Genomic DNA, 23,061 nt, shown 5'->3' with positions numbered 1-23,061 from the left:
CGTCTGTGGCGGGGCGACCCCCGCCGCCCCGCCACAGACCCCACTTCTTGAGAGAGCCCCCATGAGCACCACCCCCCTCCTGCTGACCGCCCCTGTCGTCGTCCCGATGGACGACGCCCGCACCGTCCTGACGGATGCCGCGGTCCTCGTGACCGGCGACACGATAAGGGCCGTCGGCGACGCGACCGCACTCGCGGCGGAGAACCCCGACGCCGAGCACATCGATCTGCCCGATCACGTCCTCATGCCGGGCCTCGTCAACGCGCACCACCACTCCGGCATGCTGCGCGGAACCGCCGAGCACCTTCCGGTGTGGGAGTGGCTGCGCCTGCACATCGATCCGATGCACCGGGTGCTGCGACCCGATGAGGCGGAGGCGGCCGCCTGGCTCTGCTACGCCGAGGGGCTTCTGTCGGGGACCACGACGGTCGTCGACATGTGGCGTTTCATGGACGGCGCGGCCCGCGCGGCATCCGCTCTGGGCAACCGACTCGTGAGCGTGAACTACGTGGGGGAGCACCCCGACTTCGACTACTTCGACACCCTCGATGACAACGAGCGGATGCTGCAGGAGTGGACCGGGGCGGCGAACGGCCGGATCATGCCGTGGGTCGGACTCGAGCACCCGTTCTACGCCGACGAGGCGGGCCAGCGGCGCGCCGTGGCACTGGCCCGCTCCTACGACACCGGCCTCTACACGCACTGCAGCGAGTCCGAGATCGAGGTGGCCGACTTCGTCGGGCGCTACGGCACCCGGCCGATGTTCGCCCTCGACAAGCTCGGCTTCTTCGACGCCCCCCGCGCGATGATCGCTCACGCGGTGTGGCTCGATCATGCCGAGGTGGACCTCATCGCAGCCCGCGGCGTGGGGGTCTCGCACAACCCCGTCTCGAACATGAAGCTCGCGAGCGGCATGGCGCCGGTGGCCGAGATGCTCGCGGCGGGCGTGAACGTGGGTCTTGGCACCGACGGCGAGAAGGAGAACAACAACCTCGACATGTTCGAGGAGATGAAGGTCGCCTCCCTGCTGGGCAAGCTGCGCACGATGGATGCCGCGGCCATGGACTCGTGGGATGTCCTGCACATGGCCACCCGCGGCGGGGCGGCGGCCATCGGACGCGGGGGCGAGCTGGGTGCGCTGCTGCCCGGGCACAAGGCCGACCTCGTCGCCGTGCGCACCGATACGCCGCGGATGACGCCCCTGCTCCCCTCGGGCGGCTACGCCAATATCCACCACAACCTCGTGCACGCAGTGCGGGGCTCGGACGTGGACCTGACGATGGTCGATGGGCGGGTCGTGGTCAAGGACGGCCGGCTCGTGAACGCCGACCTCGCGGAGCTGATCGACCGCGTGCGTGCGCTGGTGCCCGACCTCTTCGCCCGCCGCTCGGCCTGGCTCGATGAGCAGGAGGACCCGAGCGGACTGTTCCACCGCGGACACACGAGCGACGACGCGCCGTCACACGAGCGCCCTACGCTCTGACCGCTCCCCGCCGGCCGAACCGAGGTACCGCATGACGATCGAGATCACACGAGCCCCCCTGAGGGAGCGGGTGTCGGCCTTCCTCGCCGACGACCCCGGGCGTCTGATGATCGGGGGCCGCTGGGTCGAGGCCGCAGGGGGCGAGCGGTTCGTGAGTGTCGACCCGGCGACGGGAGAGACGCTCGCGCAGATCGCGCGCGGAACCGCCGCCGACGCAGACCGGGCCGTCGCCGCGGCGACGGCGGCCACCCCCGCATGGGCGGCGATGCGCCCCGCCGAGCGGACCGCCCTGCTCTGGCGCATCGCCGACCTCATGGAGGCCCACCTCGACGACCTCGCCCAGCTGGAGACCCTCGACCAGGGCAAGAGCCTGCGCACGTCCCGGTTCGGCGAGGTGCCGGCGGCGATCGCGCAGTTCCGCTACTACGCCGGCTGGCCGACGAAGATCCTGGGTCAGACGATCCCCACCTCGCTCTCCCGCACCCCCGCGGGGAAGGAGGTCTTCGCCTACACGCGCCGCGAGCCGGTGGGCGTCGTCGCCGCGATCGTTCCGTGGAACTCGCCGCTCATCATGACGGCGATGAAGCTCGCCCCCGCCCTTGCCGCGGGGTGCACGATCGTGCTCAAGCCCGCTGAGAACACCTCGCTCACGGCGCTCTACCTGGGCCGACTGCTGCAGGAGGCGGGGCTTCCCGACGGCGTCGTCAACGTGCTGACCGGGTTCGGCGCGGAGGCGGGCCAGGCGCTCGCCGAGCACCGCGGCGTCGCCAAGGTCGCCTTCACGGGGTCGACGGCCGTGGGCAAGCGACTCGTGGCCACGGCATCCGATCGCCTCGCGAGGCTCACCCTCGAGCTCGGCGGCAAGTCGCCGTCGATCATCATGCCCGATGCCGACCTGCCCGCCGCGATCGAGGGCGTCTCGCGGGGCATCTTCGACAACGGCGGGCAGGTCTGCGTCGCGAGCGCCCGGATCTACGCCCATCGGGACGTCTACGACGCGGTCGTCGCGGGGATGGCGCGGACGGGCGAAGGCCTGCGGCTCGGCCACGGGCTCGCGGAGACGACCGATCTCGGTCCGCTCGTGAGCGTCGCGCAGGCCGAGCGCGTGGCGTCGTTCATCGACGAGGGCCGCAGCGAGGGCGTCACCGTCGTGACGGGCGGCGAGCGCGACGGCGCACAGGGCACCTTCTACCGCCCGACCGTGCTCACCGATGTGCGCCCCGACGCCCGCCTGATGCGCGAGGAGATCTTCGGCCCGGTCGCCGTCGTCACCCCGTTCGACGCCCTGGATGAGGTCGTCGGGTGGGCCAACGACAGCGACTACGGCCTCGCGGCGAGCGTGTGGACGGAGGGCCTGAGCAACGGCCACCGCATCGCGGCCCGCCTGCAGGCGGGCACGGTGTGGGTCAACTGCCACTCGTTCCTCGGTCCCGAGTTGCCCAAGGGCGGCTACAAGGAATCGGGCTGGGGCACCGAGAACGGCCCTCAGGGGCTGGAGAACTACCTCGAGACGAAGTCGGTGGTGATGGTCGTATGAGCACACGGATCGCGCTCGGCGTGTTCGAGATGATGAACCCGAGCAACGGGATGCCCACGTGGACCGATCCGCGCGGGCGCGGCGACGACTGGGACCGGCTCGAGTACTGGATCGCTCTGGCCCGCGAGTTGGATGCGGCGGGATTCGACTTCCTCTTCTTCGCCGACACCTACGGCTACGCCACCCTCGAGGGCATCATGCCCGAGCAGGTCGCGGCCCACGGCATCCAGTTCCCCGCACTCGACCCGATGCTCGCGATCGCGGCGCTGGCACGGGAGACCCGCGACCTCGGCTTCGTCGTGACCTCGCCCACGACCGTCGAGAAGCCGTACGCGACCGCGCGCAGATTCGCGACGCTCGATCGGCTGACGGGCGGGCGCATCGGGTGGAACATCGTCACGGGGAGCTCCCAGTCCACGACCGATGAGCTGTTCGGCGTCACGGCTCAGCTCTCGCACGACGAGCGCTACGACGCCGCCGACGACTTCCTCGACACGTGCCTGCGCTACTGGGAGCACAGCTGGGACGACGACGCAGAAGTGCGCGACCGCGCCCGGGGTGTGTACGCCGACCCCGCGAAGCTGCACCGGGTCGAGGTGGCCGGTGCCCACCAGCGCTCCCGCGGCGTCTTCGCCGTGCCGCCGACGCCGCAGCGCACCCCCGTGCTGTTCCAGGCCGGGACCTCCGACCGTGGCCGGGCCTATGCGGCGCGCAACGCCGAGGCGGTCTTCATCCAGGGGCAGTCGATCGCGTCAGCCGCGGCGCACGTCGCCGACATCCGGGCGCAGGCGGAGAAGGGCGGACGCGCCGCGAGGGATGTCGCCGTCGTGACCGGCGCGACCGTGACCGTCGCTCCCACCTCGACCGAGGCGCACGCGCTGCGCACCGAATACGAGAGGTTGCTGGCGCTCGACGACGCGGCGGTGATGTTCGCCGGCATCACGGGTCTCGATCTCACAGGCCTGGACCCTGCCACCCGTGTCGTCGATCTGCACACCGACCTCGGGCAGACCCTCGTGCAGCGCTACGCGCGACAGAACCCCGACATGCGCGTCGGCGAGATCCTCGACTCCTTCCGCACCAGGGCGATCCGCGGTTTCCAGATCACGGGCTCACCCGTCGAGGTGGCCGACGAGATCGAGGCGATCGTCGACGGATCCGGCATCGACGGGATCATGCTCGAGCCCACCTTCGGGGGACCGCACGCGTACCGCGCCTTCATCGAGCTCGTCGTGCCGATCCTGCGCGAGCGGGGGCGACTCGACCCTCCAGGCACCGAGGATGCCGAGTCCTCTCCCCGCACCCTGCGCGAGCGGATCCACCCGCACGGCGGACCGCGCCTGCCCGACAGCCACCGCGCGCGGCGCCTCTCCGCGCGCTCGAAATGACCGCCGCTCCCCTGTCACGAACCGCTCGCCGTCGTCGGGCACGGCGTCGAATCGCGACAGGGGAGCGACTCCTCCGCCCCACCAGTCACGAAAGCGAGCCACTCTCATGAAAGCCGAAGCCGTCGACGCGGTCATCCGCGGACTGAAGCGCGCGGGGGTGAGCGTTGCGACCTACCTGCCGGACTCCCTGCTCAAGGAGCTCTACCCGGCCCTCGACGCCGACCCCGACATCCGCACGATCCCCGTCACCAACGAGGGCGAGGGCGCCGCGATCGCGGGAGGCGTCTTCCTGTCGGGCAAGCGCGCCGTGCTCGTGATGGAGAACTCGGGGCTGCGGGCCGCGACCGAGCATCTGGCCCGGATGGGGCTCGGCGCCGGCATCCCCGTCGTGATGATCATGAGCTACCGCGGCGAGATGGGCGAGAACAACTGGTGGGCGATCCCGCATGGCATCACGATGGAGCCGCTCCTGCAGACGTTGCGTACTCCGTACACGGTCGTCCGAGAGGTGGACGAGATCGAGACGGCCGTCGTGCGCGCGTACGAGACGGCGTATGCCTCGTACTACCACGCCGCCGTCGTCCTCGGAGGGGATCTGGTCCGATGAGCTACAGCCGTTTCGAAGCCATGAAGCTGCTCGGGGCGCGCCTCGAGAAGGAGCTCGTCATCCTCTCCCTCGGGGGCGCGGTCGACGAGTGGTACAACGCCGCTCCACACATGCGCGAGGCAAGCCTGTTCCAGCAGCAGCTCGGCTGCGTGACGCCCGAGGCATTCGGGCTCGCCGTGGGCCTGCCGCACCGCCGGATCGTGTCGCTCGACACCGACGGCGGCCTCCTGTTCAACCTCGGTATCCTCGCGACCCTCGGCAACGAGCAGCCGTCGAATCTCTTCGTCGTGGTGTGGGACAACGAGCAGTACCAGTCGATCGGCGGCCCCGCCACGCACACGGCCAAGGGTCGCGTGGACCTCGCGGCGATCGCACGTGGGGCGGGCGTGGCGAAGGCCTTCACGGCGCAGACGCTCGATGAGTTCGATGCGCACTGCTCGGCGGGACTCGCTGCGCGCGAGCCGTACCTCGTGGTCGCGAAGACCGACGGCATCCTCGAGCCGGGAATCCGGCGCAAGCACTCGGACGGCCGCGAGGACAAGTACATCTTCGTGCGCCATGTCGAGCAGACCGAGGGCGTATCGATCATGGGACCCAGCGAGCACAACTGATGCCGATCGTGCGCCTGCCCGCACCCGCCTACGACGTGATCGTCGTGGGCGGAGGGGCGGCGGGGTGCGTGCTCGCCGCTCGGCTGAGCGAAGATCCCGCGCGCCGGGTCCTGCTGATCGAGGCGGGTCCCGACCACCAAGGGCTTCGGGAGATCCTCGACGCGGCGCACTGGGACGCCCTGATCGGTTCGCGCTACGACTACGGCTACCGCGCCCGCCCCACCGCGCACGTGCTCGGCCGCTCGATGGCGATGCCCCGCGGCCGCGTGCTCGGCGGCTCGTCGTCGACGAACGCGATGCTCTGGTACCGCGGGCACCGGGCCGACTACGACGCGTGGGCGGATGCCGGCGCCACCGGATGGGGGTACGACGACCTCCTCCCCTACTTCCGCCGCTCGGAGTCGCGGGTGGGCGGCGACCCCGCTTTCCGGGGGCTCGACGGACCCGTGCGCGTCGGACCGCTTGCCGCGGTGCACCCGATCGCCCACGCACTGGTCGAGGCCGCCGCGCAGCGCGGCCTCCCTGTTCTCGACGATGCCAACGCCGGGGCGAATGAGGGCGCGGTCTATCCCGATTACAACGCGGTCGAGGGCCCGGACGGATCCTTCCAACGGTTCTCGACCGCCCGCGCGTATCTGGAGCCGGCGCTTCCCCGTCCGAACCTCGACGTGCTCGTCGACTCCCCCGCCCACGCCGTCGAACTCACGGGCACCCGCGTCACGGGCGTGCGCCACCTCGCCGGAGGGGTGCGGGTGACGACCGCCGCGTCGCGCGTCGTGCTGGCCGCCGGCGCGATCGACACGCCGCGGCTGCTGCAGTTGTCGGGCATCGGTGATGCCGGACGCCTGTCGGAGGCCGGCATCGCCGTTCGCCATCATCTCCCCGGCGTCGGCGAGAACTTCCAGGACCACCCGCTCATCCTCGGCATGAACTTCCGGGCCCGACACGACCTGGGGCCGGTGATCGGCAACGGCGGAGGCGCGATGGTGAACTGGCGGAGCTCTCACGCGGAGGCCGGGCCCGACCTGCACACCGTCATCGCACACGGTTCGCGCGGCGACGAGGCGCTGCACACCCGGCACGACCTCTCCGGCGATCGCGTGTTCGCCCTCGTGCCGGGCCTCTACCGCTCGCGGAGCGTCGGATGGGTGCGGGTGCGCTCGGCCGAACCGGGCGCCGCCGCAGACATCCACCCGAACTATCTCGCCGATCCCGTCGATCTGGCGGCGATGGTCGAGGCGGTCGATGCGGCACACGCCTTCGTCTCCATGCCCGCGTACCGCGACCTCGCCGAAGGCCCCCTCACTCCGCCCGCCGGGCTCGACACGGCAGCGAAGACGCGATTCGTCCGGGAGAACATCGGCTCGTTCTTCCACTGCTCGGGCACCGCGCGCATCGGCACCGACGACCTCGCCGTCGTGGATCCCCGACTCGCGGTGCGCGGACTCGACGGGCTATGGGTCGCCGACGCATCCGTCATGCCCTCCATCCCGACGTGCAACACCCAGGCCCCGACCGTCGCGATCGCCGAACGCGCCGCAGAGCTCCTCGCCTCCTGAGCCCTCAGGCGGCGGAGGCCGGATCGAGCAGGGTATCCAGGGCGAGGTGCTGGGCCCGGAAGTCGGCGCGCAGCCGCGCCTTCTGCGCCTCGTCGCACCACGCCGCCTCGACGCCGGCGAGCGAGACGCGCTTGGCGACATCGGGACCGAACCCCATGCCGCCGAGTCCCTCGACGTATTCGCGGCCGAGGTCGGTGCGGAAGAACACCGCGTCGTCGGTGGAGAGCGTGACGTTCGCCCCCGCGCGGATGAGGCGGGCGATGCGGTGATCGGGCTCGGGAGCCCACCCGGAGAGCACGAGCGTCGAGATCGGGGTGCACGCGACCGGAACCTGGGACTCCACGAGGCGGGCGAGCACGTCGGGGTCGTCGGCCGCCCGGTAGCCGTGATCGATCCGGTCGACGTGCAGGTCGTCGATCGCGACGAGGACGCTCTCGGGGTCGGCGGGAAGCGTCTCCGCCACGTGGGCGGTGCGCCGGAGCCCGTTCGCCTCGGCCAGCCGGTAGGCCTCCACCCACATCCCGGGCGCCTCCCGGCCGTCCTCCGTCAGATGGTCCTGACCGATGCCGACCACCTCGTCGCGCGGATGATCGATCATCTCGCGCACCATCGCCACGGCGTCCTCCGGCGAGAGAGCGCGGTTGATCGCATTGACGATGCGGAAGCCCACACCGAACTCCCGCTCCGCGCGGCGGAGCCCGTCGATAACCCCGTCGACGAGGTCGGGGTAGGCGAGGTAGCGGCGGGAGTTCTGCGAGTTGACGAAGTACTCGCGGTAGCGGAGGTTGCCATCGCGCACGGCGTCGACGACGCCCTGGTACGCCACGTCGGCGAAGTCGTCCGCCGTGCGCAGCACGTCGTTGGCGGTGACGAAGAGCGTGAGGAAGTCCTGGAGATTATCCGAGTCCAGGAGGGAGTCGATGTCGCGCGTGGGCAGGACCACACCGTTGCGATCAGCCAGCTCGAGGATCATCCCCGGTCGCATCGTCGCTATGAAGTGGCAGTGCAGCTCCGCCTTGGGAAGCAGGCGCAGGTAGTCGGGGTACGAGATCATCGGGTCCTCCGGTTCGGGCGAGCAGGGCGTCGAGAGCGAGGAAGTGGGCACGGAAGTCCGCGCGCAGGGTCGCCTTCTCCTCGTCCGAGCAGAAGGCGACGTCGATGCCCTCGAACGCCACGCGCCGCGCGGTGGCGAGATCGACGCCCATGGCCGCGAGACCTTCGCGGTATTCGCGGCCGAGGTCGGTGCGAAAGAACATCGCGTCGTCGGTCGAGACGGCGACGGGGAGGCCCGCGTCGATCATCCGGCGGATGCGGTGCTGGGGGTCGAGCGTCCACCCCGAGCAGATCGTCGTAGAGACGGGGGTGACCGTGAACCCGATGCCACGCTCGAGGGCGAGGGAGACGAGGTCGGTGTCATCGACGATGCGGTAGCCATGATCGATGCGGTCGACCCCGAGCACCTCGATCGCCTCCCGCACGGCGTCGGACGTTGCGGCATCCGTCTCCCCCGCGTGCGCGGTCAGCCGGAATCCGTGCGACCGCGCGAGGCGGTACGCGTCCGCGAAGCGGAGGGGATCCTCGGTGTTCTCGGGCGTGAGATCGTCCTGGCCGAGGCCCACCACCTCCGGGCGGGGATGCGCAATCATCTCTTCGACGAGCGCGACCGCGGCATCCGCCGGCTCCCGACGATTGATGGCCACGACGATGCCGAACCCCACGCCGAAGTCGCGCTCCGCGGCGGCCAGCCCCGCGATGATCGGGTCGATCACCTGGGGGTAGGTGAGGCCGCGTTCGGCGAAGTACTGCGGATTGACGTAGTACTCGCGGTAGCGGAGGTTCGCGTCGGCGACGGCCCGGCGCACACCCTCGTAGGCGACCCGCTCGAAGTCGGCCGGTTCCCGCAGGACATCGTGGGCGTACCGGAACGCGACGAGGAAGTCGACGAGATCCGAGAAGTCGAACAGGGTCTCGGGATGCCGCGAGGGAAGCTCGACCCCGTACTTCTGCGCAAGCTCGAGGAAGAGCGTCGCATCCATGGTCGAGACGAAGTGGCAGTGCAGCTCGGTCTTCGGGATGAGCTGGAGATAATCGGCCCCGACGATCACCCGCCCTCCCATCGCGGCAGCGTCGGCCCCTGCTTGACCACGACGAGGCGGTACGCCGCGCCGCCCGCCGACCACCACCGGTGCGAGACACCGCCGGCGTAGTAGACGGAGTCGCCCGGACGCAGGCATCTCTGCGTCCCGTCGAGCTCGACGCACACCTCCCCCTCGACGACGTAGAGGAACTCGTCCTCGCCGTGGACGAAGGTCTCGCCGGGCTCGGTCTGGTCGCCCGAGACCTCCAGGGGGTGGATCGCGCGCCGACCGTGCGCGAGCATGCGGGCGGACCCCGATGCGAACGACGCGTCGAGAGCGGTCTCCCCGCGGCGGTGCACCTCCACCGCCTCCGTATCCCCGTCTGGCGCGTCGGCGGCGGCGATGAGCTCGATCGGGCTCGTCTGCAGCGCCACCGCTATCCGTCGCAGCGACGACAGGCTCGGCTGCGCGAGCCCCCGCTCGAGCTGGCTGAGGAACGGGTGCGACAGGCCGGTGGCTTCGGCGAGCCTGACGAGGGTGAGCCCTCGTCGCTGCCGGAGCTGCCGGATGCAGGCACCCAGCCGCCGGCTCGCCGCCGCGTCGCCGGCCGCGGCGTCCTCGACGATGGTGGCCGTCATGATTGCGCCTCAGGCGGCGACCGTGACGCCTTCGGCGCGTGCGTAGTCCTCGACCGCCGCGACGTAGGCGGCACGGCGGGCCGGGGTGAGCCACGAGGCTTCGAAGGAGTTGATCGCGAGCTGAACGAGGTCGGATGCCGCCAGCCCCGCCTCCTCGGCGAGGGCGACGTAATTGTCGCCCACGTAGGCCCCGAAATAGGCGGGATCGTCGGAGTTGATCGTGACCTTGACTCCCTCGCGCAGGAGCGCGACGATCTCGTCCGATTTCATCTGCTCGGTGACGAAGGAGTTCGACACGGGGCACGTGGTGAACCCGAGCCCGCGCTCCTTGGCGAGGGCCACGAGGGAGGGGTCCTCGACGATGTTCGTGCCATGATCGATGCGGTCGACCTCGATCTGGTTCAGCACGGAGCGGATGTTGTCGATCGAACCCACCTGATCGATGTCGCAGTGCATCGTGAGCAGGAACCCCTCCTGCCGGGCGCGCGCGAAGACCTCCGCGAACTTCGCCGGCGGGTGATCGCGCTCGTCGGAGTCGAGGCCGACCCCGACGATCCATGACTTGTACCTCACGGCGTCCATGAGGGTCGCCATCGCGTACTCCGCCGAGAAATCCCGGAGGAAGCACATGATGAGCTCCGCGCTCACCCCGAGCTCGCGCTCGGCACGCACGACGGCGCGGCGGTAGCCCGCGATCACGTCGTCGAACGGCACTCCGCGGCTCGTGTGGGCCTGCGGGTCGAAGAACATCTCGGCGTGGACGACCCCCTGCGCGTGCGCCCTCTGCAGGTACGCCCAGGCGAGGTCGTGGAAGTCGTCGGGGGTGACGAGCACCCGCATCGCGGGGTAGTACACGGCGAGGAAGCTCGTCAGGTCGGTGAAGTCGTAGGTCGCCCGCACCTCCTCGACGGTTTTCTCCGCCAGGTCGATGCCGTTGCGCGCGGCGAGGGCGAACTTCAGCTCGGGCTCGAGCGTTCCCTCCAGGTGCAGGTGCAGTTCCGCCTTCGGGAGTCCGTGGGCGAAGGACACGAGGTCGACGGTCATGGGGGTCCTTTCGGGAGGGACGACGGGGAGGATGCCGCCGCGCGCGCGGGCGCGGCATCCCGTCGTCAGGCGCGGTTCGCCATGCCCATGCGGGCGAGGGCGACCGACTCGACGATCTGCACGAGGTTGTAGAGGATGAGCGCCGTGCCGGTGACGAGCACGACGGCGGTCCACACGGCGCTGAACTGCGCGCCGGCGATGTAGCCGCCCACCGCCCCGCCGATCCCGCCGCCGACCGCGAGCCACTCGGCGAGGAGCGCGCCCGTGATCGCGCCGGGCACCGAGATGCGCACGGCGGCGAAGAACTCGGGCAGCGAGCTGGGCAGCGCCACCTTGCGCAGGCGCGTCCACGACGATCCTCCGTAGACGGTCACCAGGTCGTTCATCTGAGGCGAGGCGGACTTGAGGCCGAAGACGATGTTCACGAGCGCCGGGAAGAGCACCACGATGCCGCCGATGACGGCAACGGACGCGAAGTCGCGCCCGAAGATCAGGATGATGACGGGCGCCATCGCGACGAGCGGCACGGAACGCAGCAGCATCGCGAGAGGCATGAGGGCGTGCTCGACGCCCTTGCTGAGCTGGAACACCATCGCGACGATCAGCGCCACGACGAGCCCCGCGACGAAGCCGACGAACGCGTGCCCGAGGGTCACCCAGAGCTGGCCGAACATCTGCTCGCGGTTGGCCTCGGCGGCCGGGACCGTGACGAGGAAGTTCCACACGTCGACGGGGCCCTTGCCGACGTACGGCGAGATCTGGAACGCCCAGAGCGAGCCGACCCAGATCACCACGACGGCGACCATCGTCAGCACGAACGTGAGGACGCTCCGGCCGAGCGCACGCAGGGTGGCCCGGCGCACTTCACGGCGCATCTCGACGTCGAGGGGCTGCGTCGAGGACGACGCGGACGTGGATGCCGTGGGCTGCGGGCTTGTCATGAGCGCGGTCACTTCGAGGCTCCCTTCGACCAGGGCGCGATCGCTCGGGAGACGAGCCCGAGCAGGCCGTAGCCGGCGAGCGCGACGGCTCCCGAGGCCAGCGCGATGTCCCAGACGCGGGCGGAGTTGAGGGCCTGCTGCGCGGCGATCATCGCGGGACCCACCCCGAGGGTGACCTTGCCGAAGAACTCCCCCAGCACGGCGCCGAGGAACGCGGCCGGGACCGCGATCTGCAGGGCGTTGAGGATGGCGGGCAGCGAGGCGATGAGGCGTACCTTGCGCAGCTGCGTCAGGCGCGACCCGCCGTAGACGGTGACGAGGTCGAGGCTGGATTTGTCGGCCGCCTTGAGGCCGAGCAGCGCACCGACGACGGTCGTGAAGAAGCAGCTGAGCGCCGCGAGGAAGATGGCGGTGGTCGAGGGCTGGCCAGCCGTCGGGATAGGGACGATGACCGAGAGCAGCAGGCCGAGGGCGACGATCGGGATGCAGTAGGTGATGATCGCGACCTGCATCACGACGCCCTCCAGCCGCGGGACGATCAGCACGAGCGCGGCCAGCACGAGCGCGAGGCCGTTGCCCCACAGGTACCCGATGCCCGCCTCCGCGAGCGTGACGCTGAAGTTCTTGACGTAGAACTCCCACCCCGTGTCGGCGAACTCGATGATCACCTGGGGCGGGGTCGGGATCGCCTGCACCCCTCCGGGACCGACGTTGGAGAAGACGGTGGCCGCGAGGATCCACCACGCGGCGATGATGCCGACGCCGCCGATGAGGCCGGTCACCCAGGCGGGAAGACGCACGTCCTCCCACTGGATGCTGCGGGCCTTGCCCGTGCCGGTCTCGGGACTGGGCATGGGAGCGCCCGACGCGGCATCCGTGCCCTTCTCCGCCACGTCAGTGGTCATCCGCGGCGGCGCCTCCGACGCCGAAGAGCAGTTCGGAGGCCTGGTCCACGTAGGCGTGGAACTCCGGGCTCCGCATCATCTCTGGGGTGCGAGGACGGGGGAGGTCGATCGTCATGACCTCCTTGATGCGACCGGGGCGGGGGCTCATGACGGCGACCTGGTCGGAGAGGAAGATCGCCTCCGAGATGCCGTGCGTGACGAGGAGGGTCGTGGCCGGCTTCTCGGTCCAGATGCGCAGGAGCTCGAGGTTGAGCTTCTGGCGGGTCATGTCATCGAGTGCGCCGAAGGGCTCGTCGAAGAGCAGGACGGAGGGCTTCATGATGAGCGAGCGCGCGATCGAGACGCGCTGGCGCATGCCTCCCGACAGCTGCGCGGGCTTGGCCTTCTCGAAGCCGGTCAGGCCCACGAGCGCGATCATCTCGCGCACGTACTCCTTGTCGACGGGCTTGCCCGCGACTTCGAAGGGCAGCTGGATGTTGGACTGCACGCTGCGCCAGGGCAGCAGCGCCGAGTCCTGGAACGCGATGCCCAGCTCGTTGCCTCGTCGGAGCTCCTTCGGGCTCTTGCCGTCCACGCGCGTCGTGCCGCTGGTGGGGTCCTCCAGGCCCGCGAGGATGCGCAGGATGGTCGACTTGCCGCAGCCCGAGGGGCCGAGCAGCGCCAGGAAGCTGCCCTGTTCGGTGTGGAGGTCGGCATCCTGCAGCGCGACGACGCTCTTGCGTCCCACGCTGAAAACCTTGTTCAGTCCGGTGATCTGCAGGCCGGTGCCCAGGGTCGTCCCCTGGGCACCGGTCTGGGTGGCCGTATCGGTCACAGTGAATCTCTCGATCGAGGTGGGGAGCTCAGCCCGCGTAGGCGATGAGGTCCGGGTTCTCTTCGTAGACCTCGGCGAGCAGGCTGAGGTCGAACAGGTCGCTGGCCTCGATCTCGATGCCCGCTCGCTCGAGGCTCGCGATCGTCTGGGCCTGCAGCTCCTCCGAGATGGTGAACAGGCCGTTGGCCTCGGTCTCGTCCGAGACGATCAGGAGGTTCTGCGCCTCGGCACCGGCGAGGGTCTTCGCGGGGTCGAGGTCGAGGTCGGCGCCGTAGACCTCGACCGCCAGGTCGGCGGCGGCCTGCGGGTCGGCGAGCGCGTCGGTCCAGCCCCTGATCTCGGCGACGAGGAACGCCTTGAGCATCTCCCGGTTGTTCGCGATCTGCTCGTCGGTGACGGTGAAGGTCTCGGCGACGAACGGCAGGCCGTTCTCCGCGAACGCGAGGTTCGTCGTTGCCAGGCCCTCCATCTCGACGGAGATGGCCTCGTTCGTCAGGTATGCCACGAATCCGTCGACCTCGCCGTTGACCAGCGGAGCCGGGTCGTACTGGACGGGGACGATCGTCAGCTCGGACGGGTCGATGTCGTTGGCCGCCAGCAGCGCGTTGAAGAGTGTCGTGTTGGAGTCCTGCACGCCGATGCGCTTGCCGATGAGGTCCTCCGGCGTCGCGATGTCGCCGCCGTCGGCGAGCGAGAGGATCGTGAAGGGGTTGGCCTGGAACGTGGCGCCGATGATCTTGAGGGGCGCGCCCTCGTTCGCGACGGCGGAGCCGATCGAGACGGAGTCGCTGAGCGCGATGTCGGCGGTGCCGGAGACGAGCTCGGCGACACCGGTCGAGGGGCCGGGCACGAGGTTGACCGAGCTGAAACCCGCCTCGTCGAAGTAGCCGTTCGAGTCGGCGAAGTACTCGCCGGCGAACTCCTCGTTGAGGATCCAGCTGAGCTGGAGGGTGAGGTCGCCGTAGCCCTCCTCGCCGGCGGGCGATTCGGAGGTCTCGGAGCCGCTGCCGCCCGCGCAGGCGGTCAGAGCGAGGGCGGCGACGGCGATGCCGGCGCCTGCGGCCGCGAAGCGGCGACGCGAGGATGCGAAGAAGGTCATGTGCTGTGTCTCCATCAGGACGGTGTGTGCACTCGGGTATGTCGCCACGGCCTCGGCGGTGAGCGACGCCTCCGACGGTATGGGATGTAGATTTCACGAACACTGGCCGGATGTTTCGGCGCCGTTACACCTTCGGCCCCGCCGTTGCGCAGGCGGAAGCGCGGCCCAGCGGCGAGTCAGTGCGGGTGGCGCCCCCGGCGCTCGGCGACCGCGGGCAGGTCGGCGTGGATGCGGGCGGATGCCTCGGCGGCCAGCGGATTCGTGGACTCCCCCGCCCGCGAGACGAGCTCGCCGCCGACGTAGACGCCGAGCAGGTTCCGCAGGCTCATCGACAGCACGTAGCTGCGCACGGGGTGCCACAGGGGGCCCACGTCGGGGCGGCGGGGATCGACCACGACGAAGTCGGCGAACTTGCCCACCTCGAGGCTGCCGACGCGGTCGGCGACGCCCATGATCTCGGCCGAGCCCAGCGTGTGCAGACGCAGCACGAGCTCGGGCATCATCGACAGCGGGTCCTTCGTTCGCGCCCGCTGCATCGCGATGCCCATGCGCATGTTCTGCCACGGGTCGGAGACGTCGGTGCAGGCCTGGTCGTCGAGCCCGATGCCGACCTTCATGCCCATCGCGATCATCTCGGGCACGAGCGCCGTACCGGAGGCGAGGCGCCCGTTCGAGGCGGGCTGCCAGGACATCGAGGCGCCGCCCGCGGCGGCCTGTTCGATGATCTCGGGGGTCGTCTGGATGAAGTGGCCGAACATCATGCCCTCGCCGAGGGCCCCGGCATCCCGGTACAGCGCGAACTTCGACTGCTGCAGCGGCACGGCCTCTGGCGACTCGAGGAAGTGAGCCTGGTTGGTCACGCCGAACCGCCGCATCGCCTCGACCTCGATCTCGGCCGCCTCGGGCCGGGGCGACCACTGCACCTGGCCCATGATCGAGGCGCCGAGCGCGAAGTCCGGGTCCATGGCGCGGGTGTGGGCGACGGATGCCTCGAAGCGCGCGAAGATCTCGTCATCCGTCCCCGCGGTGACGTCCATGCCGATCGAGTCGACGAAGCGGATGCCGGAATCCAGGCATCCGTCGGCCTGACGCGTGTGGTACTCGGTGCCGCGCAGGGGCGCGTCGCCGACGCGCTTGCCGTCGACCATCGATTCCCACGCCTGCTGCGGATCGGTGAAGTTGTAGGCGGTCGTGACGCCGTTGCCGAGGAAGTCGAGGGCGCCGTGCAGCGTCGACCAGTAGACGTCCTCCGGCGTCGCGTGGGCGGTCATGCCGAGCATCGAGTCGCACCAGCCGTAGAGGGTGTCGGCGACGCCGAGGCCGCGCAGTCCGCTCGTGAACAGGTGGCTGTGGCTCGAGACGAAGCCGGGGGCGACGAACGCGCCGTCGACGTCGAGCACCTCGTCGGCGGTCGCATCTCCCGGGTCTCCCGCACCGATCCCGGCGATGCGGCCGTCCTCGACGCGCATCCACCCGCGCTCGATGTAGCCGGGGTCGTCGCTGCCGGTCGGGATCGTGATGAGGCGTGCGTTGATGACGAGGAGAGACATGGGTTCCTAACGGGTGAGGTGTTCTCAGCGGGGCTCGGCGCCCAGGTGGAGCACGGACTCGGCGAGGGCGCGGATGCCGAGGGCCACGTCCCCGGCGCTCACCGCCTCGTCGGGGTGGTGGCTGATGCCGTCGGGATTGCGCAGGAAGAGCATCCCGACGCCGGTGATCGCGCCCATCGACATGCCGTCGTGCCCCGCGGGGCTGAACAGCGTCGCGGGGTCGCCGGGCGCCTCCGGCAGGGCGCCGCGGATGCCTTCTCGCACGACGTCCTGCAGCAGCGGGGCGCACATCACGGCGGGGGCGTTGTGCACCTCGCGCGCGCGCCAGCGCAGTCCGCGCCGGCCCATGACCGCGTCGAGGTCGCGCGAGATCGCGCTCCACACGCGGTCGCGGGACTCGTCGAACTCGCCGCGCAGATCGAGGCTGAAGCGCGCCTCGCCCGGCACGATGTTGACCGCGCCGGGGAAGGCCTCGAGCTGGCCGACCGTGCCGATGACGTGGTGCTCGCCCGAGCAGATCCGCTCCACCGCGAGTGCGGCCTCGCTCGCCCCGAGCAGGGCGTCGCGGCGCATGTCGTAGGGGGTGCCACCGGCGTGCCGGGCCTCGCCCTCGACGACGAGCTGGAAGCGTCGGGCGCTCGCGATGGACGAGACGACGGCGAGCGACTCCCCCCGACGGTCGAGCTCGGGCCCCTGCTCGATGTGGGCCTCCAGGTACCCCACGAGCTGCTCGGGCCGGCGTGCGGCCTCGCCCACGCGACCGGGGTCGAGCCCGAACTCCAGGAACGCCTGACGCAGCGTGATGCCGTCGGCATCCGTCAGCTGCCACCAGTCCTCGTCCCACGTGCCGGCGACGGCCGACGAGCCCAGCAGGGCCTTGCCGAAGCGCGTGCCCTCCTCGTCGGAGAAGGCGATGACCTCGAGCGCGAACGGGAGGGGCGACAGGCTGCCTTCCCCGACGGGCGCCGGAACGCGCAGCAGCCGGACGACCTCGAGCGCCATCAGCACGCCGACGATGCCGTCGAAGCGTCCCGCGTCGGGCACGGTGTCCAGGTGCGAGCCGAGCATGAGCGCGGGCGCGTCGCGGTCGGATGCCGCGAGCCGGCCGATCTGGTTTCCGGCCGCGTCCTGCCGTGTGGACATGCCGACCTCGCGCATCCACTCCGCCGCGAGGCGGTTCACCCGCGCGTGCTCGGTGGAGAGGTAGACCCGCTCGATCCCGCCGGGCGTCGCCGTGACGCGTGCGAGCTCGTCGCACCGCGCCATGACGCGCCGCGCGGCGGCCGCGACGCGGTCGGGGGTGAGGTCCTCGAGCAGGGTGCGGATCATCGCGCCCCCGCGTAGACGTCGAGCGCCGCCTCGACGCCGCCCCCGGCGGGGACCTTCGCGCCGAAGCGGCGCAGCACCTGCTCGAGCGCCGCGAGGGTCGTCAGCACGGCGTCCTTGCGGGCGTTGTAGCCCATCGTGCCGATGCGCCAGACGCGGCCGTGGAGGGGCCCGAACGAGGTGCCGATCTCGATGCCGAAGTCCTCGAGCATGGCCTGTCGCGCGGCATCCCCCGCGACCCCCTCCGGGATCTCGACGGCGACGACGTTCGACATCTTGTGCGCGACATCGCCGAAGACGACCAGTCCCAGCCCCCGCACGCCGGCGAGCATCGCCTCGCCGTGCAGCACGTGCCGCTCGATGACGGCGTCGCGGCCCTCGCCCAGCAGCACGCGGGCGCACTCGCGCGCGCCGTAGAGCATCGACGTGGCCTCGGTGTGGTGGTTCAGGCGACGCGGGCCCCAGTAGTCGAGGATCATGCCGAGGTCGAAGTAGTTGGAGCGCACGAAGTCGGGCGCGTCCTCGTCGCCCGGCTCGCGGATGCCCGCCTCGATCTTCTTGCGCGACCGGATGATCTCCACGGCGCGCTCCGAGAGCGTGATCGGGGCCGAGCCCGAGGGCCCGCCGAGGCACTTCTGGAGCCCGGCCGTCGCGGCATCCAGGCCCCAGGCATCCGCCTCGAAGGGGTTGCCGCCGAGCGACGCGGTGGCATCGGAGTAGAACAGCACGCCGTGCCGGTCGCAGATCGCGCCGATCTCGTCGAGCGGCTGCAGCATCGTCGTCGACGTGTCGCCCTGCACGAGACCCAGCAGGTGAGGCCTGACGCGCACGATCGCCTCTTCGATCGCGGCGGGGGTGAAGACCTGCCCCCACGGCACCTCGATCGTGTGCACCTCCGCCATCGCGCGCTCGGCGATCTCGGCCAGAAGATGCCCGAAGCGGCCGAAGACGGGCACGAGCACACGGTCGCCGGGGCGGACGAGCGAGATCATCGCCGCCTCGATGCCGGCGCGCGAGGTGCCGTCGATGAGCAGGGTCGCGTCGTTCCGGGTCGCCCAGATCCGGCGGTACAGCTCCTGCGTCTCGGCCATCGCCCCGGTCATGAACGGGTCGTACTGGCCCACCAGCTGCGCCGACATCGCGGTGAGCACGCTCGGGTAGGCCGAGATCGGCCCGGGGCCCATGAGCAGGCGGGTGGGCGGGTCGATGGGGCCGGGGAGGAGGGTCATGCGGGGTCCTTCGGAGGGAGGGGGGCCGCCGCGCGCGCGAGGCGGCGCGCGAGGCGGACGAGGGCGATATCGGTGCCCGCGCGCGAGATGAGGCTGACGCCCACGGGAGCGGGGCCGAGCGTCGAGGGCACGGTCAGGAGCGGGATCGAGATCGCGGGCATGCCCCCGATCGCCGCGGGCGTCGTCATGCGCAGCGTCGCCGTGCGCACCGCGTCGACGCGCTCGCCGCGGTGCGTGCGCATCGGCGCGGGACCGGGGACGGTCGGCATGATCAGGACGGTGTCGCGGGTCGCGTCGTGCATCCGCTCGCGGAGCGACTCCACCGCGGTGCGTGCGCCCGACTCGGCGTCGGCGGTCACCTCCGAGGCGATGCGGAACCGCTCGGCCACGGCCGCCCCGACGGCGCCGGGATGCTCCCGCAGCCACTCGCCGTTGTTGCGCCATGCCTCCGCGCCCTGCACCGTGCGGAACGCGGCGAGGTACTCGTCGAGATCGCCGAGGGATGCCTCGGCCACCTCGGGCGCGTCGGGCCCGGCGCGCAGCGCCTCGACGAACGCGTCGAACGCCTCGCGCGTCTGCGGCTCGAGCGAGTCGCGCGCCTCGGTGGGGACGGCGAAGCTCCACGGCAGGTCGCGCCCCGACTCCCCGAAGACGCTCTCGGTCGACTCCGAGCCGTCGTAGCTGAGGCACCAGTCGACGACCTTCTGCAGCGTCTCGCCGTCGCGCGTGAGCCACCCGATCGTGTCGAAGGTCTGCGCGAGGGGGAGCAGCCCCTGCCGAGGCACGAGCCCGTGGGTCGTGCGCAGGCCCCACAGGCCCTGATACGACGCGGGGACGCGGATGGAACCGGCAGTGTCGGTCGCGAGGCCGATCTGCGCCTGCCCCGTGGCGACGGCCGACGCCGGGCCGCTCGACGAGCCGCCGGGCAGGGCCCCCGGCAGCGCCCCGTTGGGGGGCGTGCCGTAGTGGGCGTTGTCGCCCGCGACCGAGTAGGCGAACTCGTCGGTGCGCGCGATGCCCCGCAGGGAGGCCCCCGCGCGCAGCAGGTCGGAGACCGCCGCGGCGGTGGTCGTCTCGGCGCGCGCGGAGTCGAGATAGGTGGGGTTTCCGGCGCCGATGCGGTAGCCCTTGATCGCGAAGAGGTCCTTGACGGCGACCGTCAGGCCCTCGAGCGGGCCCTCCCACGCGCCCTGGAAGAGCGGGTCGCCGACGGTGCGCCACACCGACCGGTCGAGCGCCTGGGCCCGCGGGGTCACGTGCGCGGCGGTGATGAGCCACCGGCCCTCGATCCGCTGCCAGATCTGCGTCTGCAGGCCGGTGCCCCCGCCCGCGTACCGCGAGATCGACACGAGCAGCGCGACATCCGGGGCGAGCTCGCGGTGCTCGATCCGCTCGATCGATCGCGGCGGCACTCCCCCACGCACGCCGCGGAAGGCGCTGATCGCGTCGTGGCCGACGAGCAGGCCCGCGGCATCCCCGCGCATCGTGCCCTCGCCGGGCGCGAAGGCCGCGTCGAGCGCGTCGAGGTCGTTCGCCATGATCGCCCGCTCGTAGGCCTCGAACGCCCGCAGCAGGTCGGCCGGGACCGTCTCCGCGCCGCGGGCCGCGGCATCCGTCATCGCGCGTGCTCCCGCCCGGGAGCAGGCGATCCGCCGGAGACAGGAGCGCTCGCCGGGGTTTCTCCTGTGCCCGCGCGATCTCCTGTTCCCAGCGAGTCGGCGGACGGATGCCCCGTGCGCTCGACGCCCGCGAAGTCGGCCTCGCGGATGCGGGCGTGCACGCCGCACACGATGTCGACGACCTGCGAGATGTCGAAGTCGGTCGCGGCGCTCAGGTACGCGTAGGCGAGGTGCTCGTCGAGCCCCCAGCGGGCGCGGATGAGCGAGATCGCCGCCCGCACGCAGCGGCGCATCGCCTCGCCGAGGTCGGGGTCGAGCCCCGTCGGCACGAGGTACTCGTCGGTGCGCACCAGCGGGCCGGTGAACGCGCCGAACTCGGCGAGCGCCTCCTCGCTCGGAACGACCTCGAAGCGCAGCGTCGCGCGCAGGGATGCCTCGAGCGCCGTGAGCGCGACCTCGCCGTCGCCCTGCGCGAAGTGCGGGTCGCCGACGTACGCCAGCGCGCCCTCGACCTGCACGGGCAGGTACAGCACGCTGCCCTCGACCAGCAGGTTGATGTCGATGTTGCCGCCGTGCTCGCCGGGGGGCACGGAGTGCGGGCGCTGATCGCCCGCGACGGCGACGCCCATCGTGCCGAGGAACGGCGCGAGGGGGAACTCAACCACGCCGGGGCCTCCCTCCGTCACCGGGAGCACGCCGACGAGGCGCCCCTCCCGTTCCTCGACGGGCGTGAAGACGCTGACGTTGTGCTCGCCGCGGGGCAGCTCCCCCACGAGCGCTCCCTTGCCGTGCCGGTTCGAGATCACGCCGTACGGCACGCGCGGCTGCAGCCGCACCACCGTGATCTTGAGAAGGTCGCCGGGCATCGCCCCCGCCACCCGGATCGGCCCCGTCACGACGTGCGGGCCGTCGGCGAGCGTGTCCCGGGCGAGCTCCCGCGCGATCTCGATCGCGTCGGAGAGGACGGATGCCGCGGGCACGCCCTTGCCGGTGAAGTAGGCCAGCGGATCCTTGCCCTGGTCCTCGAGGATCCCCTCGTGGCTCACGGTGTCGATCGTGACGGTCTCGCCCGCGGCGATCTCCAGCACCGCGGCATCCCGCGCGCAGGGCAGGCGGCCCCAGTGGACGGTCTCCGCGGACGCGCGCAGGTAGTGGTCGCCGGGGACCTCCCCCGTGCCGGGCTGCAGGATGGTGATGCTCACACGACCTCCTCGTCGACGTCGGTCGCGGCGACGGCCGCTTCCGCGCTCAGGATCTCCCGCCCGCCGCGGGCCAGCACGCCCCGACCGCGGGCGAAGACGCGCCGGCCCGCGAGATACGTCGCCTCCGTGACCCCCACGAGGGCGCGCCCGTGCCACGGCGACATCTTGTTTCGGTATTCGAGGGCCGCGGCATCCACCGTGAAGCCCTCCTCGGGGGCGAAGACCGCCAGGTGGGCGGGGCCGCCGACGGCGATCGTCCCCGCCCCGGCGAGCCCCGCCACCTTCGCGGGCCCCGTCGTGAACAGCGGCAGGAGCGCCGCGAGCGGGATGCCGCGCCGCTTCGCCTCGGTCCACACCGACGCGAACCCGGTCTGCAGCCCCGAGATGCCGCCCCACGCCAGCCCGAAGTCCCCGCCGCCCTGGTTCTTCATCTCGGCGGTGGAGGGCGAGTGATCGCTGACGATCGCGTCGATCGTGCCATCGACCACGCCCTGCCAGAGCAGGTCCTGGTTGGCGGCGTCCCGGATCGGGGGGCAGCACTTGAACTCGGGCGCGGCATCCGGCACGTCGTCCGAGGCGAGGGTGAGGTAGTGGGGACAGGTCTCGATGCTCAGGCGCACGCCCTCCGCCTTCGCCGCGCGCACGTCGGCGAGCGAGCCGGCGTCGCTGACGTGCACGACGTGCGCTCTCGCTCCCGTGCGTCGCGCGGCGTCGATCACGCGCCGGATGGCCTCGCGCTCGCTCTCGGGCGGGCGGGTCGCGAGGAAGGTGTCGTACTGCGGACCGAGGGCACCGTCGCCGTGCAGCTGCGCGGGGTCCTCCGCGTGCACGATCAGCAGGCCGTCGAAGGCCGCGATCTCCGCGAGCGCCGCCTCGAGCTGCGCGGCGTCGAGGTTGCCGAACTCGTCGATGCCCGAGGGCGAGAGGAAGCACTTGAACCCCACTACCCCGGCGGCGGCGAGCGCGGCGAGGGAGCCGAGATTCTCGGGCACCGCGCCGCCCCAGTAGGCCAGATCGACCGCGAGCTTGCCGCGCGTCGCCTCTCGCTTGACGGCGAGAGCCGCCACGGTCGTCGTGACGGGATCGCTGTTGAGCGGCATGTCGACGATCGTCGTGATGCCTGCCGCGGCGGCCGCCGCGGTCCCCGTCTCGAAGCCCTCCCATTCGGTGCGGCCGGGCTCGTCGAGGTGCACGTGCGAATCGACCAGTCCTGGCAGGAGCACCGCCTCGTCGGGCAGCGCGACGACGTCGAACCCGTCGGGGAGGGCCGCAGCCGGCTCGAGGGGGTCGATCGCAGCGATGCGCCCGTCCTCGATGCGCAGGAGGGCCGGGCGGAAGACACCGTCGATCCAGACGCGGCGAGCGGCGAACGCCCGCGGGGCGTCGGGGAGTGCGGTCATGGCCCCCACGCTAGGGCCCCCGCGTTTCCCG

At 71.3% G+C, this 23,061-nt stretch carries 20 protein-coding genes; 6 read left to right on the top strand and 14 right to left on the bottom strand.

What is annotated here, in order from left to right; genetic code table 11:
- The first annotated feature begins 61 nt into the window (after nt 1–61).
- From RYJ27_RS00510 to RYJ27_RS00485, 6 genes are all read left to right on the top strand, one after another.
- The gene (locus tag RYJ27_RS00510; RefSeq protein ID WP_330170862.1) at nt 62–1,483 is read left to right on the top strand and encodes an amidohydrolase; all 1,422 of its coding nucleotides are present in this window, start codon (nt 62–64) and stop codon (nt 1,481–1,483) included.
- Between the two features lie 31 nt (nt 1,484–1,514).
- On the top strand, nt 1,515–3,020 hold the full coding sequence (locus tag RYJ27_RS00505; protein WP_330170861.1) for an aldehyde dehydrogenase family protein: 1,506 nt from the start codon (nt 1,515–1,517) through the stop codon (nt 3,018–3,020).
- The gene (locus tag RYJ27_RS00500) at nt 3,017–4,408 is read left to right on the top strand and encodes an NtaA/DmoA family FMN-dependent monooxygenase (RefSeq protein ID WP_330170860.1); all 1,392 of its coding nucleotides are present in this window, start codon (nt 3,017–3,019) and stop codon (nt 4,406–4,408) included. Before RYJ27_RS00505 ends, RYJ27_RS00500 begins: the two co-directional genes overlap by 4 nt.
- Nucleotides 4,409–4,514: 106 nt before the next feature.
- A complete protein-coding gene (locus RYJ27_RS00495) occupies nt 4,515–5,015 on the top strand; it encodes a thiamine pyrophosphate-binding protein (protein WP_330170859.1) in 501 nt (166 codons plus the stop codon).
- Nucleotides 5,012–5,626 (top strand): thiamine pyrophosphate-dependent enzyme, encoded by a 615-nt coding sequence (locus RYJ27_RS00490; RefSeq protein WP_330170858.1) that lies wholly within the window; start codon nt 5,012–5,014, stop codon nt 5,624–5,626. The genes RYJ27_RS00495 and RYJ27_RS00490 overlap by 4 nt, the downstream gene beginning before the upstream one ends.
- Nucleotides 5,626–7,185, top strand: a complete 1,560-nt coding sequence (locus tag RYJ27_RS00485; protein ID WP_330170857.1) for a GMC family oxidoreductase — start codon at nt 5,626–5,628, stop codon at nt 7,183–7,185. Before RYJ27_RS00490 ends, RYJ27_RS00485 begins: the two co-directional genes overlap by 1 nt.
- Before the next feature lie 4 nt (nt 7,186–7,189).
- Here the strand turns inward: RYJ27_RS00485 and add (RYJ27_RS00480) are convergent, their stop codons facing one another.
- The 14 genes from add (RYJ27_RS00480) to allB all read right to left on the bottom strand — a co-directional run bounded on the left by add (RYJ27_RS00480) (nt 7,190) and on the right by allB (nt 23,030).
- Nucleotides 7,190–8,239 carry an adenosine deaminase gene (gene add / locus RYJ27_RS00480; RefSeq protein WP_330170856.1) on the bottom strand — a complete coding sequence of 350 codons (1,050 nt, stop codon included), beginning with the start codon at nt 8,237–8,239 and terminating at the stop codon, nt 7,190–7,192.
- The gene (gene add / locus RYJ27_RS00475) at nt 8,139–9,302 is read right to left on the bottom strand and encodes an adenosine deaminase (protein WP_330170855.1); all 1,164 of its coding nucleotides are present in this window, start codon (nt 9,300–9,302) and stop codon (nt 8,139–8,141) included. Before add (RYJ27_RS00475) ends, add (RYJ27_RS00480) begins: the two co-directional genes overlap by 101 nt.
- The gene (locus tag RYJ27_RS00470) at nt 9,287–9,901 is read right to left on the bottom strand and encodes a helix-turn-helix domain-containing protein (protein ID WP_330170854.1); all 615 of its coding nucleotides are present in this window, start codon (nt 9,899–9,901) and stop codon (nt 9,287–9,289) included. The genes add (RYJ27_RS00475) and RYJ27_RS00470 overlap by 16 nt, the downstream gene beginning before the upstream one ends.
- A 9-nt stretch (nt 9,902–9,910) precedes the next feature.
- The gene (gene add / locus RYJ27_RS00465; protein WP_330170853.1) at nt 9,911–10,945 is read right to left on the bottom strand and encodes an adenosine deaminase; all 1,035 of its coding nucleotides are present in this window, start codon (nt 10,943–10,945) and stop codon (nt 9,911–9,913) included.
- Between the two features lie 65 nt (nt 10,946–11,010).
- Nucleotides 11,011–11,886 (bottom strand): ABC transporter permease, encoded by an 876-nt coding sequence (locus RYJ27_RS00460; RefSeq protein ID WP_330170852.1) that lies wholly within the window; start codon nt 11,884–11,886, stop codon nt 11,011–11,013.
- Between the two features lie 8 nt (nt 11,887–11,894).
- A complete protein-coding gene (locus tag RYJ27_RS00455; RefSeq protein ID WP_330170851.1) occupies nt 11,895–12,791 on the bottom strand; it encodes an ABC transporter permease in 897 nt (298 codons plus the stop codon).
- Nucleotides 12,781–13,605, bottom strand: a complete 825-nt coding sequence (locus RYJ27_RS00450) for an ABC transporter ATP-binding protein (protein ID WP_330170850.1) — start codon at nt 13,603–13,605, stop codon at nt 12,781–12,783. The genes RYJ27_RS00455 and RYJ27_RS00450 overlap by 11 nt, the downstream gene beginning before the upstream one ends.
- Before the next feature lie 28 nt (nt 13,606–13,633).
- Complete coding sequence (locus RYJ27_RS00445; RefSeq protein ID WP_330170849.1) at nt 13,634–14,704, bottom strand: ABC transporter substrate-binding protein; 1,071 nt, start codon at nt 14,702–14,704, stop codon at nt 13,634–13,636.
- A 176-nt stretch (nt 14,705–14,880) separates the two neighbouring features.
- On the bottom strand, nt 14,881–16,254 hold the full coding sequence (locus tag RYJ27_RS00440) for an amidohydrolase family protein (protein ID WP_330170848.1): 1,374 nt from the start codon (nt 16,252–16,254) through the stop codon (nt 14,881–14,883).
- A gap of 24 nt (nt 16,255–16,278) precedes the next feature.
- Complete coding sequence (locus tag RYJ27_RS00435) at nt 16,279–17,583, bottom strand: allantoate amidohydrolase (RefSeq protein ID WP_330170847.1); 1,305 nt, start codon at nt 17,581–17,583, stop codon at nt 16,279–16,281.
- Nucleotides 17,580–18,809 carry a pyridoxal-phosphate-dependent aminotransferase family protein gene (locus tag RYJ27_RS00430; RefSeq protein ID WP_330170846.1) on the bottom strand — a complete coding sequence of 410 codons (1,230 nt, stop codon included), beginning with the start codon at nt 18,807–18,809 and terminating at the stop codon, nt 17,580–17,582. The genes RYJ27_RS00435 and RYJ27_RS00430 overlap by 4 nt, the downstream gene beginning before the upstream one ends.
- Nucleotides 18,806–20,428, bottom strand: a complete 1,623-nt coding sequence (locus RYJ27_RS00425) for an AtzH-like domain-containing protein (protein ID WP_330170845.1) — start codon at nt 20,426–20,428, stop codon at nt 18,806–18,808. Before RYJ27_RS00425 ends, RYJ27_RS00430 begins: the two co-directional genes overlap by 4 nt.
- Complete coding sequence (locus tag RYJ27_RS00420) at nt 20,425–21,630, bottom strand: acetamidase/formamidase family protein (protein WP_330170844.1); 1,206 nt, start codon at nt 21,628–21,630, stop codon at nt 20,425–20,427. Before RYJ27_RS00420 ends, RYJ27_RS00425 begins: the two co-directional genes overlap by 4 nt.
- Entirely contained in the window at nt 21,627–23,030 is a 1,404-nt protein-coding gene (allB, locus tag RYJ27_RS00415; protein WP_330170843.1) for an allantoinase AllB, read from the bottom strand. The genes RYJ27_RS00420 and allB overlap by 4 nt, the downstream gene beginning before the upstream one ends.
- Nucleotides 23,031–23,061: the final 31 nt, after the last annotated feature.

Origin of the sequence: Microbacterium limosum, from assembly GCF_036324365.1 — a bacterium.
Taxonomy (GTDB): domain Bacteria; phylum Actinomycetota; class Actinomycetes; order Actinomycetales; family Microbacteriaceae; genus Microbacterium; species Microbacterium limosum.
This window is presented reverse-complemented; position numbering and strand designations above follow the sequence as displayed.